Source organism: Pseudoxanthomonas suwonensis, from assembly GCF_010093235.1.
In the GTDB taxonomy this organism is placed as follows: Bacteria; Pseudomonadota; Gammaproteobacteria; order Xanthomonadales; family Xanthomonadaceae; genus Pseudoxanthomonas; species Pseudoxanthomonas suwonensis.
This window is the reverse complement of record NZ_PDWP01000019.1, coordinates 1-13,722: the sequence shown is the minus strand read 5'-3', so window position 1 is coordinate 13,722 and position 13,722 is coordinate 1. Positions and strand designations below refer to the sequence as shown.

The 13,722-nt window shown below is 69.8% G+C and carries 10 protein-coding genes; 3 read left to right on the top strand and 7 right to left on the bottom strand.

What is annotated here, in order from left to right:
- Positions 1-10: 10 nt before the first annotated feature.
- From CSC68_RS10425 to CSC68_RS10400, 6 genes are all read right to left on the bottom strand, one after another.
- Positions 11-1,543, bottom strand: a complete 1,533-nt coding sequence (locus tag CSC68_RS10425; protein WP_162203500.1) for a tryptophan halogenase family protein — start codon at positions 1,541-1,543, stop codon at positions 11-13.
- The gene (locus CSC68_RS10420; protein ID WP_162203546.1) at positions 1,540-2,607 is read right to left on the bottom strand and encodes a cupin-like domain-containing protein; all 1,068 of its coding nucleotides are present in this window, start codon (positions 2,605-2,607) and stop codon (positions 1,540-1,542) included. The genes CSC68_RS10425 and CSC68_RS10420 overlap by 4 nt, the downstream gene beginning before the upstream one ends.
- 132 nt (positions 2,608-2,739) lie before the next feature.
- Entirely contained in the window at positions 2,740-5,757 is a 3,018-nt protein-coding gene (locus CSC68_RS10415) for a TonB-dependent receptor (RefSeq protein ID WP_162203499.1), read from the bottom strand.
- A 407-nt stretch (positions 5,758-6,164) separates the two neighbouring features.
- Entirely contained in the window at positions 6,165-6,641 is a 477-nt protein-coding gene (locus tag CSC68_RS10410; protein WP_162203498.1) for a tRNA (cytidine(34)-2'-O)-methyltransferase, read from the bottom strand.
- 87 nt (positions 6,642-6,728) lie between these two features.
- Positions 6,729-7,139, bottom strand: a complete 411-nt coding sequence (locus CSC68_RS10405) for a hypothetical protein (RefSeq protein WP_162203497.1) — start codon at positions 7,137-7,139, stop codon at positions 6,729-6,731.
- Positions 7,140-7,559: 420 nt separating this feature from the next.
- Positions 7,560-8,264 carry an SDR family oxidoreductase gene (locus CSC68_RS10400; protein ID WP_162203496.1) on the bottom strand — a complete coding sequence of 235 codons (705 nt, stop codon included), beginning with the start codon at positions 8,262-8,264 and terminating at the stop codon, positions 7,560-7,562.
- Between the two features lie 91 nt (positions 8,265-8,355).
- On the opposite strand from CSC68_RS10400, the gene CSC68_RS10395 reads away from it, so the two are divergent.
- The 3 genes from CSC68_RS10395 to CSC68_RS10385 all read left to right on the top strand — a co-directional run bounded on the left by CSC68_RS10395 (position 8,356) and on the right by CSC68_RS10385 (position 12,745).
- Positions 8,356-11,211: a M16 family metallopeptidase gene (locus CSC68_RS10395; RefSeq protein WP_162203495.1), complete on the top strand. Its 2,856-nt coding sequence runs from the start codon at positions 8,356-8,358 to the stop codon at positions 11,209-11,211.
- A 109-nt stretch (positions 11,212-11,320) separates the two neighbouring features.
- The gene (locus CSC68_RS10390) at positions 11,321-11,635 is read left to right on the top strand and encodes a DUF4156 domain-containing protein (RefSeq protein WP_162203494.1); all 315 of its coding nucleotides are present in this window, start codon (positions 11,321-11,323) and stop codon (positions 11,633-11,635) included.
- A gap of 93 nt (positions 11,636-11,728) precedes the next feature.
- Positions 11,729-12,745: a 3-oxoacyl-ACP synthase III gene (locus CSC68_RS10385; protein ID WP_162203493.1), complete on the top strand. Its 1,017-nt coding sequence runs from the start codon at positions 11,729-11,731 to the stop codon at positions 12,743-12,745.
- 91 nt (positions 12,746-12,836) lie between these two features.
- Here CSC68_RS10385 and CSC68_RS10380 read toward each other — a convergent pair whose 3' ends face one another.
- On the bottom strand, positions 12,837-13,565 hold the full coding sequence (locus tag CSC68_RS10380) for a UPF0149 family protein (protein ID WP_162203492.1): 729 nt from the start codon (positions 13,563-13,565) through the stop codon (positions 12,837-12,839).
- Positions 13,566-13,722 lie beyond the last annotated feature (157 nt).

Genomic DNA, 13,722 nt, shown 5'->3' with positions numbered 1-13,722 from the left:
CCGCCGGCACCTACGGCAGCGCCTGCGCCCGCTTCACCGCCTCGGGGACGGGCGCGGGGGCGTAGCGGCGCAGGTAGTCCATGTGCGCCGGGAACTGGCGCACGGTGTCGAGCACGTTGCGGCGGATGTCGCCGAGGAAGCGGCCCAGGTCCTCGCGGGTCATGACGTCGGCCACCGGGTGGTGGCGCCGCGGCTGGATGCCCTGGCCCATCATCACCTGGATCCAGGAGTTCTCGGCGAACAGCTCGCCCGGCTGGTGGAACACCAGGCCGGTCTCGCGGAACAGGTCGATGCGGTGCTGCAGGCTCGGCGGCAGCCGCATCGAGGCCACCTCCTCCCAGTACGGCGAGTCGCGGCGCTCGGTGGCGTGGTAGTGCAGCACCACGAAGTCGCGCACGTGCTGCAGTTCGGCGTCCAGCTGCGCGTTGTAATCGTCGATGGCGGCCTGGCTGAGCACCCCGGGGAACGACTGCAGCAGGCGCACGATGCCGCGCTGGATCAGGTGGATGGTAGTGGACTCGAGCGGCTCGATGAAGCTGCCGGCCAGGCCCAGGGCCACGCAGTTCCTCTCCCAGCAGCGCTCGCGCTGGCCGGGTCGGAAGCGCACCGGCCACGGCGTGCGGATCACCTCGCCTTCCAGGCTGGAAAGGAACGCCTCGCACGCCTCGTCGTCGTCCATGAAGCGGCTGGAATAGACGATGCCATTGCCGACCCGGTGCTGCAGCGGGATGCGCCACTGCCAGCCGGCGCGGCCGGCGATGGCGCGGGTGTACGGCACGGCGTCGCGCACCGCGGTGGTCTGGGTGGCAAGGGCGCGGTCGTTGGGCAGCCACTGCGACCAGTCGCTGAAGCCCACGCCCAGTGCCTGGCCGATCAGCAGCGCGCGGAAGCCGGTGCAGTCGATGAAGAAGTCGCCTTGCAGCACGTCCCCGCTTTCCAGCTTCAGCGCACGGATGCAGCCATTGCCTGCATCGGTCTCCACTTCGGCGATCTTTCCCTCAACGCGCCGGCAACCATGGCGCCCGGCCAGCTCGCGCAGGAAGCGCGCGTAGAGCGCCGCATCCATGTGGTAGGCGTAGTTGACGTGGCTGTCCGGCAGGTGGGCGAAGCGGTCCTGGTGCGCGGCCTGCAGCTCGATGCAGTAGTCGGCGTAGTCGGAGGCCAGTCCCTCCTGCCGTCCGCGCAGCCAGAATTGCTGGAATCCGGCCGACCAGTGGTCGCGTCCGCTGGTCCCGAAGGAATGGATGTAGCGGTGGCCCCGTGCCTTCCAGCCCTCGAACGAGATGCCCAGCTTGATCGTGCCCTGGGTGCCGGCGAGGTATTCCTGCTCGCTTATCCCGAGCAGGCGGTGGAAGGTGCGCAGCGGCGGGATCGTGGCCTCGCCCACGCCGACCGTGCCGATCTCCTCCGACTCGACCAGGGTGATGTCCAGCACCTTGCCGAGCGTGCGCGACAGCGCGGCGGCGGCCATCCAGCCGGCGGTTCCGCCTCCTGCGATCACGACGCGGCGGATGGGAGTGTCGGGCAGCGGCGGATTGCTCATCGGGATCCTCGTCGTGCGAGCCGTTGCAGCAGCTTGGCGCGGATGCGCGCGGCCCGCGCCTCGGCCATTGGTCCGAGCACGCCGCGGGCGGGCGGGGGTACGTGGCCGGCCACGGCGTCCTCGTCGTACTCGAATACGTAATGCGCGAACGCGTCGCGCCAGAGCGCGCGCTGCTCGGGCGGCAGCCCGCGCAGGCTGGCGATGGCGAGCATCAGCGCGTCCATCGGGTTGTCCATCCACGCCGGCGCCCGGCGCCACCAGTAGTTCACCAGGACATTGAAGTCTTCCAGCCCCTCCATGTGGTGCCACCACATCGAAGGGATGAACACCGCGTCGCCGGGCCCCAGTTCGGCGCGCATGGCGTGGCTCATCGCCTCGGCGAAGCGCGGGAAGCGCGCAAGGTCCGGTGCGGCGAAGTCGACCAGGCTCACCGGCTGCCCCGCCGGGGTGAACTCCAGCGGGCCGACGTAGAGGTTGCGCAGCTGTTCGGGCGGGAACAGGGTCACCCGGCGGCGCCCGGCGACCACGCAGGCGATGTTCTCCGGCAGGTCCTGGTGCGCGGCGATGCGGCTGCGGTTGCCGATCCAGATGCTGGCCAGCGGATCCTGCCCGCGCAGCGCAAGCGCGTTGGCGGCGCGGAAGCCCGGCAGCCAGGTGTCGATCGTGGTCGATGCCACGTAGATCGCCGGCGGCCGTTCCTGGCCGAGGTACTTGCGGAGGGTGGCCAGGACCACGCCCAGCGGCACCTCCTCGCGGCGGAAGTTGAAGCCGGTGAACGCGTCGTCGTAGAAGAAGCGTCCCTCGATTTCCGGTGGGCCGACGGTGGCGGTGACCGGCGGCGCGCCCGGTCTTTCCAGGCCGTGCAGGTAGGCGATCGCGGCCTCCGGCGACTGCCGGGCCGCGGCCAGCGCGGGCCAGTGCGCGACCAGGCCACGCAGCACCAGCGGGCGCGTCGACTGCAGCACCTCGTCGGGGACAACGCCCGGCGCGGTGACGAGGTACTCCGGGATCGCCGCGGCGACCGGCAGGAGTGCATCCTCGGGTTGGCGGGCCTGCTCATCCATTGCCCGGGTTTCCGGATCGGCCATGCCGGCATCGTGCCGGAAGGCATGGGTGGAAAGAAGGGTCGCCGGTTCCTTCCGGCGACCCGGAAAGCCGCCGCGCCAGGGAGGGGGGCGCGGCGGATTGCTGCAGGGTCAGAACCGGTAGCGCAGGCCGAACATGTAGCGCGGGCCGGTCTGGGTGGCATAGCGCACCATGTTCGGGTGGCGGGCGTGGATGCGCTGGGTCTCGTCTGTCAGGTTGATGCCCTCCAGGCTCAGCACCAGGTTGTCGGTCACCGAATAACTGACGATCGCATCCAGCTGGCCGTACTCCTCGGTCCAGTTCGGATTCGGGCCCTGGCCGCCGATGCCGTTGAAGAACTTGTCGCGCCAGTTGTACGCCGCGCGCACCTGCCACCTGTCCTTGTCGTAGAACGCGACCAGGTTGGCGGTGTCGCTCAGGCCTACCATCGGGTACTGCGTTTCCAGGCTGGTGTTGTCGAAGGTCAGGCCCGAATCGACCTTGGTGTAGTTGGCGGCCAGGCCGAACCCGCTTTCGCCGAACACGTGCTGGATGCTCACCTCGAAGCCGTCGACATGGTCGCGGCGCTGGTTCACCGGCACGGTGATGTCGAACTGCGCGACCGGATCGCCGGGCAGGCCCTCGATGGTGCCGGTCAGCTGCCCGGCCGAGTTGAGCCCGGTGAACTCCACGCCGGGCTGGCCGTCGAAGTTGGCGAAGATGTAGTCGCGGATGCAGGGCAGGTCGGTCTGGCCGCAGCCGCCGGCGGAGGTGGCCTCGTTCCAGTAGGCGCCGCCGACCGGCGTGTGCAGCTCGAACGGCGACTCGCGCAGCACCGTGCTGCTGATGAAGTTCTCCACGTTCTTGCGGAAGTAGCCGGCGGACACGTAGCTGGCCTCGCCGTAGTACCACTCCAGCGACAGGTCGAAGTTCTGCGACTTCAGCGGCTCGAGCGCCGGGTTGCCGCGGCTGCCGTTGCCGCCGATGGTGCGCACGATGTTGTCCAGGCGCTGGCCGCCCTGGATGTCCTGCCAGCCCGGGCGGCCGATGGTTTCGCTGAAGCTGCCGCGCAGCACCAGGTCGTCGCGGATGTGCAGGGCCAGGTCGAGGTTGGGCAGCACGTAGTCGTACTCGCCGTCCAGGGTGGTGAAGCCCTGCTCGTCGGCGTACTGCACGTACATCTCGTTGGCGGCGACCCAGCTGATGCCGGTGGGGATGCGTACCAGCGCCGACGACTCCACCTCGGTCTTCTCGTAACGCACGCCCACCGCCACGTCCAGCGGCATGGACCAGTCGAAGGTGCTGGTCCACTGCAGGTAGGCGCTGCGCGACTTCTCCTTGGTGCGCAGGTCGTCGGTGTAGTCCGGGCGCATCTCGTAACAGGATGGGCAAGGCTGGCCGTCGGGCTGCGGGATCTGCGCCGCGCGCTGGCGCAGGCGCTCGAAGTCGAACACCAGGAAGCCGTCGCTCCAGCGCGGGTCGCCGGCATTGCCGAAGGCGTCGAAGTACCGCGACATGTGGTCCAGGTACCAGATGCCATCGTCGTAGTCGCCGGGGCTGCCCAGGCCGCCCCAGTTGTCGGCCTGCATCACCGAGGCCGCGGTGCGGTTCTGGACCTCGGTGGCGGACACGCCGAAATCCAGCCCCGAGTAGTCGCCGAACTCGAAGCGTCCGCGTACCTGGAACTGCTCGACTTCCGAGCGGTTGTAGCTGTTCTGGAACACGGAGCCGGTGACCACCGCGTCGGCCGGGCTGACTTCGCCCATGCCCGGCGGCAGCGCCACGTTCACGATCGGGATCTCGCCGGTGTAGTCCACCGAGGTGGTGCCGCGCACGAACGCGGCCACGCCGAGCACGCCGGCCGAACCGTAGGGGCCGTCCGGGCGCGATTCGGCCTTGGCCTTGTGGTAGTCGAACTCCAGGCCCAGGGCGTCGTTGACCTCCCACTCGACGTTGAAGCCGAGCGAATCGCCGCTGTTCTTCGTGGCCAGGCGCATGCCGCCCATGGAGAGGTCGCTGTTGCCGGCCGGGATGTCCTCCGAGTACCAGGTCGGCGCGGCCACCGGGCCGTCGGTCCAGGAACTGTCGCCGGGCTGGTAGTTGAACCACACCGACAGCTCGCTGCGCTGCTGCTGGACCTTGTTCTCCATGTAGTTGTAGTCCAGCGTCGCGGTGACCGCGTCGCTGGGCGCCCACTGCAGGGTGATGTTGCCGTTGGTGCGCTGGCGCTGGACGCCGTTGACGCTGTAGCCGGTGTTCTGCGGCCGGGCATAGATGTCGTCGGGGCCGGGGCGGTTCTGGATGCGTTCGTAGCCGGGCTCGCCCGGCAGCGGCAGGCGGGGGCCGCTGGTGGCATCGTCGCCGGGGAAGGTCAGCCAGCCGTCGGCCACCGAGGCCTGGGAGAAGCCGGAGTCGCGCGCCTGGTAGCTGCCGCTGACCATGACGCCGAAGGGGTTGTCGGCGAAGGTCTGGCTGAAGATGCCGGACAGCTCGCCGGTGAACTTGCTGCCGGCGAAGCTGCGCGGCAGGTTGTCGACCGAGGTGTCGTGCACCGCCTTGAGCCCGACGCTGCCGAGGAACTGGCCGATGTCCAGCGGCCGGGCGGTCTTCACGTTGAGGGTGGCGCCGATGCCGCCGGTGGGCAGGTCGGCGCGGCCGGTCTTGTGCACCTCGATCGCCGAGATCGCCTCGGCCGCGAGGTTGGCGAAATCGAACGAGCGCGAGTTGGAGGTGCCGCCGCCGCCCGGGCCAAGGTTGGACGCCGGCATCTGCCGGCCGTTGAGCAGCACCAGGTTGTAGTCCGGGCTGATGCCGCGCACGGTGACCTTGGAGCCTTCGCCGCTGCTGGTGCGGTCGATCGACACGCCGCTGATGCGCTGGAGCGCTTCGGCCAGGTTGGTGTCGGGGAACTTGCCGATGTCCTCGGCGACGATGCCGTCGACCACGCCCTGGGCGTCGCGCTTGAGGTTCATGGACGAGGCCAGGCTGGCGCGGATGCCGGTGACCACGACGGCATCCAGTTCGCTGACGTCATCCCGTCCATCCACCTCCTGGGCGACGGCATGGGTGGCGGACGGGGCCAGCGCGACCAGCAGCGCCGTGGCCAGCAGGCGCCGGCGCGGCAGGCGGTGTGCGTACGAACGCTTCATGGTTCCTTCCTTCTCTCGGCACGGTGGATGAGGAGGCGCGGTGCGCCCGACGGGCCGGATTTGGATGGCGCGTGACAGCGTTGTCAACACAAAACCGCGAAATCGGGCGATTCCCGGGAGATGTAGCGCTAACACTTCCGGCTGTTGCTGCCGTGCAGCAAGGTTTTCCGCAGCCAGGCGAAAAAGCGCATAAAAGTCTGGGGATTCCACTGCCTGTCCGATAAAGGGCCCTGCGGGACAGTGCATGGACCGGCCTGGCCCCGCATTGGCGCGGCGGTTGTCCGCCCGGGACCGTCGCAGACGATGATTGGGACATTTGTGACAACGTTGACATGCCTCTGCGAGCCACAGGCGCCATGCGGGGACCGGGGCGCAGCCGGGGAACGCCACGCGGGGACCGTGCCGGTTCAGTGGCCGCCGGCGAAACCGTGCTGGCGCCAGGCTTCGAAAACCACCACGGCCACGGCATTGGAGAGGTTGAGGCTGCGGTTGCCCAGTCGCATCGGCAGGCGCAGGCGCTGTGCTTCCGGCACCGACTCCAGGACCTCGTCGGGCAGGCCGCGGGTCTCGCAGCCGAACAGGAAAGCGTCGCCGTCGGCGTAGGCGGGCTGGTCGTGGCGGACCTGGCCGCGGGTGCTGAGGGCGAACAGGCGCTTCGGGGAGATGCGTTCCAGCGCGGTGGCGAGGTCCGGATGGACCTGCACGCTGGCGTACTCGTGGTAGTCGAGGCCTGCGCGGCGCAGCTGCCGGTCTTCCATGGCGAAGCCGAGCGGCTCGATCAGGTGCAGGCGGGCGCCGGTGTTGGCGCAGAGCCGGATCACGTTGCCGGTGTTGGGCGGGATCTCGGGCTGGTACAGCAGGACGTCGAAAACGGGATCTGGCATTCGCGGATTCTAGACGTGCCGGCGGACGGGGCGCTGGTGCGCCTTGCGGCCTGCGCCGCGTCCGCCGGTGTCTTCCGCGGGCCGCACTCAGTTGCCCGCGCTGGCGAAGCCGGCGACGCGGGCCGGCGAGGCCTGCTCGGCCAGGGTCGTGCCGACCTGGGTGGCGAGGGCTTCGGCCTGCTCGCGGGCCGCGATGGCGGCGCGCTCGGCCAGCTGCTCGGCGGTCGGGCGGACGTAGACGGTGGCCAGGTCGACGACGCGGGTCTGCAGTGCCTGCAGGGCCAGGTACTCGGCCTTCTGCGTGGCGGTCGGACGGACTTCCACGGCCGGCAGGTTCACGATCCGGTGGGCGACCAGTTCGGCCTGCAGGGCGGCGTCCGGGCGGACTTCGACGGCGGGAAGGGTGACGATGTGATCGACGCGCGGCGTTTCGGCGGCGAAGGCGGAGGTGGCGGCCAGGGACAGGGCCAGGGAGGCGGCGAGGGTCTTGGCGTTCATCAGTGTGCTCCGGTGTCGTTGATCAGTGGTGTGGTAGTAAAGTAAAACACCTAAGCAGCTGGCGCAACCAGAACCTTTCGTTTTTGCGCCTTGCTTCAGCGTTTGTTCAGTGAATCCCGGGTTTGGGATTCCTGGATAACCTCTACCAAGCAGGGCGCGTGCCAACTTTTATCCAATAAAAATCAATGGTTTATTGGCGATGACCGGTGTCCGCACGGGTGTCCGGACGTCCGCGGGATTGCGGACGGCCCTGTCCGGACGGCGGAACGCCAGCAAGCCTCGCAGGGCCGTGGAAGGGGCAGTGGGGGTTGGGAAGGCGCCGGAGGGCGGCAAAGACGGGGCGAGGCGACGCATCGCCTGCGCCATGGGGGGCGGCGCAGGCCAGCGGGCGGGAAAGGATGGAGGCGGCGGGAGGCCGCGCTACCAGGGCAGGACGTTGCCGCCGGGATCCAGGAACAGGCCGCTGTCTCCGGGGCCAAGCCGCCCGAGCACGGCCAGCAGGGCGGAAGCGGCCTCGGCCGGCGCGACCGGCGCGCGTTCGCCGCCCATGTCGGTGCGCACCCAGCCCGGATGCAGCGCCACCACGCGGATCCCGCGGGGTGCCAGCGCCTTGGCCAGCTGCACCGTTCCCATGTTCTGCGCGGCCTTGCCGATGGCGTAGCTGGGCGTGCGGAACTCGCGGCACAGGGCGATGGACCCGAGTTCGGAGGACAGGTTGGCGACGATGCCGCCGTCGGCCAGCTGCCCGGCCAGGGCCTGGGCCAGCAGGAACGGGCCGATCGCATTGGTGCGCAGGCTGGTCTCCAGGTCGGCCTCGGTCACCTGGCCGAAGCGCTCGCCCCCGTGCAGCACGCCAGCGTTGTTGAGCAGCAGGTCCAGGCGCTGGCCGTCGAGCACCAGCTCCAGTTCCCGCGCCAGCTCGTCGCGGCTGCGGGCCACGGTCACGTCCAGGGGCAGCACGTGGAGGCGCCCCGGATGTGCGCCGGCCAGTGCGTTGAGCGCGGTCGCCCGCCCCGGATGGCGCGCGGTGGCGACAACTCGGGCGCCGCCGGCCAGCAGCTGGCGCACGAATTCCAGGCCGAGGCCGCGGTTTGCCCCGGTGACCAGGCAATGGCGCATGTCCATGACCGCTCCTGCCAGTGTGGCGTATGGCCTAGTGTAATGATCCTGTCCGGGGGCTAGGATCGCGGCTCCACAAAGCACAGGGAGCGTCACCATGAGGATCGCACGCAGGCCGCTTGCCGCGGCAGTGGTACTGGCCATTTCCGCGACCTTTGGAGGCGCTGGCCTCGCCCCGGCGCAGGCCGCCGACCGCGCCGCGCCGGCGGGCAGCGAGGAGCTGATCCCGTACGAGGAGTTCACCCTGCCCAACGGGCTGCGGGTGGTGGTCCACACCGACCGCAAGGCGCCGATCGTGGCGGTGAACATCTGGTACCACGTCGGCAGCAAGGACGAACCGGCCGGGCGCAGCGGCTTCGCCCACCTGTTCGAGCACCTGATGTTCAACGGCTCGGAAAACCACCGCGGCGAGTACTTCGAGCCGTTCGAGCTGGTCGGCGCCACCGACATGAACGGCACCACCTGGCTGGACCGCACCAACTACTTCCAGAACGTGCCCACCACCGCGCTGGACCTGGCGCTGTGGATGGAGTCCGACCGCATGGGCCACCTGCTCGGCGCGATCGACCAGAAGGTGCTGGACGAGCAGCGCGGCGTGGTCCAGAACGAGAAGCGCCAGGGCGAGAACCAGCCCTATGGCCAGGCCGACGACCTGATCTACCGCGCGCTGTACCCGAAGGACCACCCGTACCACCACAGCACGATCGGCTCGATGAACGACCTCAACGCGGCCTCGCTGGAGGACGTGAAGCAGTGGTTCCGCGCCTGGTACGGCCCCAACAACGCGGTGCTGGTGCTGGCCGGCGACATCGACGTGGCCACCGCGAAGGAGAAGGTCACCCGCTACTTCGGCGACATCCCCGCGGGTCCTGGGCTGGATCGCATCAAGGCGGGCCCGGTGAAGCGCGCGACCACCCGCGAGACCATGCAGGACAAGGTGCCGCAGGCGCGCATCTACCGCGCCTGGAGCGTGGAGCGTTACGGCAGGCCGGACCTGGAGCGGCTGCAGCTGCTGGCGCAGGTGCTGGGCGGCAGCAAGAGCTCGCGCCTGGACCGCCGCCTGGTGTTCGAGGACAAGCTCGCCGACAAGGTCTCCGCCTACGTGCTGCCGTTCGAGCTGGCTTCCACCTTCTACGTGACCGCGGACGTGCGCCAGGGCGTGGACCCGGCCCAGGTCGAGAAGGTGCTGGACGAGGAGATCGCGCGCCTGCTGGCCGAGGGTCCCACCGCCGCGGAGCTGCAGCAGGCCCAGGCCATGGTGAAGGCCTCGGTCGTGCGCGGCGTAGAGCGCATCGGCGGCTTCGGCGGCAAGGCCGACGCGCTGGCCGAATGCGCGGTCTACACCGGCAACCCCGGCTGCTTCCGCGACAGCTTGGAGGTGTTCTCCAGCGCCACCGTCGAGGACGTGCGCAAGGCCGGTCGCACCTGGCTGGGCGAAGGCTCGCACACCCTTGTGGTGGAGCCGGGCGAGCGCCAGGTCCTGGCCGAGGAACCGTCGCCGACCCCGGCGCCGTTCAACCTGCCCAAGCCGGACCGCAAGTACAGGACGGTCAGGACCGACGTCGACCGCAGCAAGGGCGTTCCCATGCCCGAGCGCTTCCCGGACCTGAAGTTCCCGGCGCTGGAGCGGGCCACCCTCGGCAACGGCACGCAGGTGGTCCTGGCCCGCCGCGACGCGGTGCCGGTGGTGCAGTTCAGCTACGAGTTCAAGGGCGGCTTCGCGGCCGACCATGGCCGCAAGCTGGGCACCTCGAGCTTCACCATGTCGATGCTGGACGAGGGCGCCGGCGACCTGGACGCGATCGGCTTCGCCAACCGGGTCGAGTCGCTGGGTGCCTCGGTCGGCGCCGGCGCCTCGCTGGACGGCGGCAATGCCTACCTGTCGGCGCTGAAGGAGAACCTGGACGAGTCGCTGGCGCTGTTCGCCGACATGGTCCGCCGTCCGCGCTTCGAGCAGAAGGAGATCGACCGCGTCCGCGCCACCTGGCTGGCCGGCATCGCCCAGGAGAAGGCGCGCCCGAACGGCGCCGCCCAGCGCGTGCTGCCGCCGCTGCTGTACGGCAAGGACCATCCCTATGCGATCCCGTTCAGCGGTTCCGGTACCGAGGCGTCGATCGCCTCGCTGACGCGCGAGGACCTGCAGGCCTTCCATGCGCAGTGGGTGCGGCCCGACGACGCGACCCTGATCGTGGTCGGCGACACCACGCTCGAGGAGATCATGCCCCTGCTGGAGCGGCACTTCGGCGACTGGAAGGCGGTCGCGCCGGCGCCGGCGGGCGCGGGCGAAATCCCGCAGGTCGAGCGCCCCAGGGCGTCGGCGGTGTACCTGATCGACCAGCCCGGCGCGGTGCAGGCCACCATCCTGGCCGGCCAGGTCGTGCCCTCCACCCGCGACCCGGACGCGATCGTGTTCGACTTCAGCAACTCCGTGCTGGGCGGCGAGTTCTCCTCGCGCCTGAACATGAACCTGCGCGAGGACAAGCACTGGGCCTACGGCGCCTACAGCTTCACCGCCCCGGCGCTGGGCCAGCGCCCCTGGATGGCCTTCGCCCCGGTGCAGATCGACAAGACCGCCGAGGCCCTGGCCGAGCTGGATCGCGAGATCCGCGAATACGTGGCCGGGCACAAGCCGCCGACCGGTGCCGAGGTGGCCAAGATCCAGGCCACCGAGATCCGCAGCCTGCCGGGCGCCTACGAGACCGGTCGCGCGGTGCTGGGCACGATCGGCGGGATCGTCCGCTACGGGCGTCCGGACGACTGGGTGTTCCAGCGCAAGGCGCGGATCGAGGCGCTGACCGTCGAGCAGGTGCAGCAGGCCGCTTCGGCCCTGGATCCGGACCGGCTGGTCTGGGTGGTGGTGGGCGACCTGAAGCAGGTCGAGCAGCCGGTGCGCTCGCTGGACCTCGGCCCGGTCCATGTGATCGACGCCGACGGCCGCCCGGTCAAGCGCTGAACCTGCCCGCCGCCGGCGCCGCTCCGACGGGCGGCGCCGGCGGTTGTCCCCCTGTTGCACCGAACCATGGCAGGCTTTCGAGCCTGTCTTCACATTCCGGAACGACCGCATGCGCCGTATCGCCGCCTCCGCCCTGCTCCTCCTGCCGCTGGTCGCCTGCACCTGGGTGCCGATCCAGCCCGAAGCCAAGGCGGTGCGCGTGATCGCCGCCGGCCCCGCCCCGGCCGGCTGCACCCGCCTGGGCGACGTGGAGGTCTCGGTCAAGCACAGCGTGGCCTTCTACCAGCGCAACCCGGTCAAGGTCCGCGACGAGCTGGAAACCCTGGCCCGCAACGAGGCCCCGGGCCTGGGCGCCAACGTGATCCAGCCCCTGGACGAGCCGGCGGGCGGCACCCAGCGCTTCGCAGCCTGGCGCTGTCCCTGAACGGGGGCGGCCCGGGGCCGTACGTAAAGGTGCGGTGAAAGCGGGCAACCGGTAGAATCGACGCCCCTTTCGCCTTACCGGCGTGGTCCAGCCATGCTTTTCAAGAACGTCTCCATCGCGGGGCTGGCGCACATCGATGCGCCGCATACCCTCACTTCCCAGGAAATCAACGCTCGCCTGAAGCCGACCCTGGACCGCCTGGGCATCCGGGTCGACGTGCTGGGCGACATCGCTGGCATCCATGCGCGGCGCCTGTGGGATGACGGTCTGCAGGCTTCCGACGTGGCCACCATGGCCGCGCGCAAGGCGCTGGACGACGCCGGCATCGGCGTGGAGAAGATCGGCCTGCTGGTCAACACCTCGGTCAGCCGCGACTACCTGGAGCCGTCCACCGCCTCCATCGTGTCCGGCAACCTGGGCGTGTCCGACGAGTGCATGACCTTCGACGTCGCCAACGCCTGCCTGGCCTTCATCAACGGCATGGATATCGCCGCGCGCATGCTCGAGCGCGGCGAGATCGACTACGCCCTGGTCGTGGACGGCGAGACCGCCAACCTGGTGTACGAGAAGACCCTGGAGCGGATGAGCTCGCCGGACGTCACCGAACAGGAGTTCCGCGACGAGATGGCGGCCCTGACCCTGGGCTGCGGCGCGGCGGCCATGGTCCTGGCGCGCAGCGAGCTGGTGCCGGATGCCCCGCGCTACAAGGGCGGCGTGACCCGCTCGGCCACCGAGTTCAACCAGCTGTGCCGCGGCAACCTGGACCGCATGGTCACCGATACCCGCCTGCTGCTGATCGAGGGCATCAAGCTGGCCACCAAGACCTTCGCCGCGGCCAAGCTGGCCCTGGGCTGGGCGGTGGACGAGCTGGACCAGTTCGTGATCCACCAGGTCAGCCGCCCGCACACCAAGGCCTTCGTCAAGTCGCTGGGCGTGGACCCGAAGAAGGTCATGACCATCTTCGGCGAACACGGCAATATCGGCCCGGCTTCGGTGCCGATCGTGCTGAGCAAGCTCAAGGAGCTGGGGCGCCTGAAGAAGGGCGACCGGATCGCCCTGCTGGGCATCGGCTCGGGCCTGAACTGCTCGATGGCCGAGGTGGAGTGGTAATCCCCTCCAGCTTCGCCTGAAACGAAAGGGCCGGCCATGCCGGCCCTTTCCTTTTGCGCCGCTTCCGCCGGTCGGCGTCAGGCGCCCGGCCTCAGCCGGCGCCGCAGCACTTCTTGTGCTTCTTGCCGCTGCCGCAGGGACAGGGGTCGTTGCGGCCCGGCCCGTCCTCGCGACGGATCGGGGTGCGCGGGGTGAGCGATTCGAAATGGTGGTGGTTGAGGTCGGCCAGCATGCCGGGCAGCTCCATCACGATGTCCAGGCGCTCGCGGTAGGCCAGCGGGGTCGGCGCCTTGTCCGGGTCCTCGGGATCGACCACCTCGCCGGAGGCCAGGCGCTCGAGCAGGTCGAAGATCTCCTCGATCCACTCGTGCTCGTCCAGCCAGGCGTCCCAGCCCTCCTCGCGCAGGGCCACGCCCTCGAAGAAGCCCAGCGCCCAGTCGCGGCCGACGTCCAGCTCGTCCTCGGCCAGCGCTTCCTCGGCGTTCTCCGGGTCGTCCGGCAGCCACATCAGCGGCATCAGGTGGTCGGGCAGCTCTTCGTCCCCGGCGCGGGCGCGGGCGGCGCACATGTTCCAGTGGCCCAGCAGCAGGGCCTGCACCTCTTCGGCCTCCTCGGCGCTGCCCCAGGCCGGGGCCTTGCCGCCCCAGACCACCGGCTGCCATTCCTCCGGCGGCACCGGCGAGGGTGCGACCACCAGGGCCGACAGGAAGCCGTCGAGCGCCTCCAGGTTGAAGCCGCGGAATGGCACGGCGCGCTGGTCGAGCAGGTTGGAGAGGCGTTCGATCTGCGCGTCGTCGAGATAGGGCGGGGGCGTGGCCATGGCGGGTGGAACGATGGAGGGGCGTGCATGGTAGACCCTGGCGGACCGCGGCGGGGCCGTGGGGGGGTGCTTATTAACAACCGACGCCGCCGGCGGTCGAGTCAGTGGTGGACTGGGCGTGTGCTGCAGTTCTTTCAAAACATACAGATCACATGCG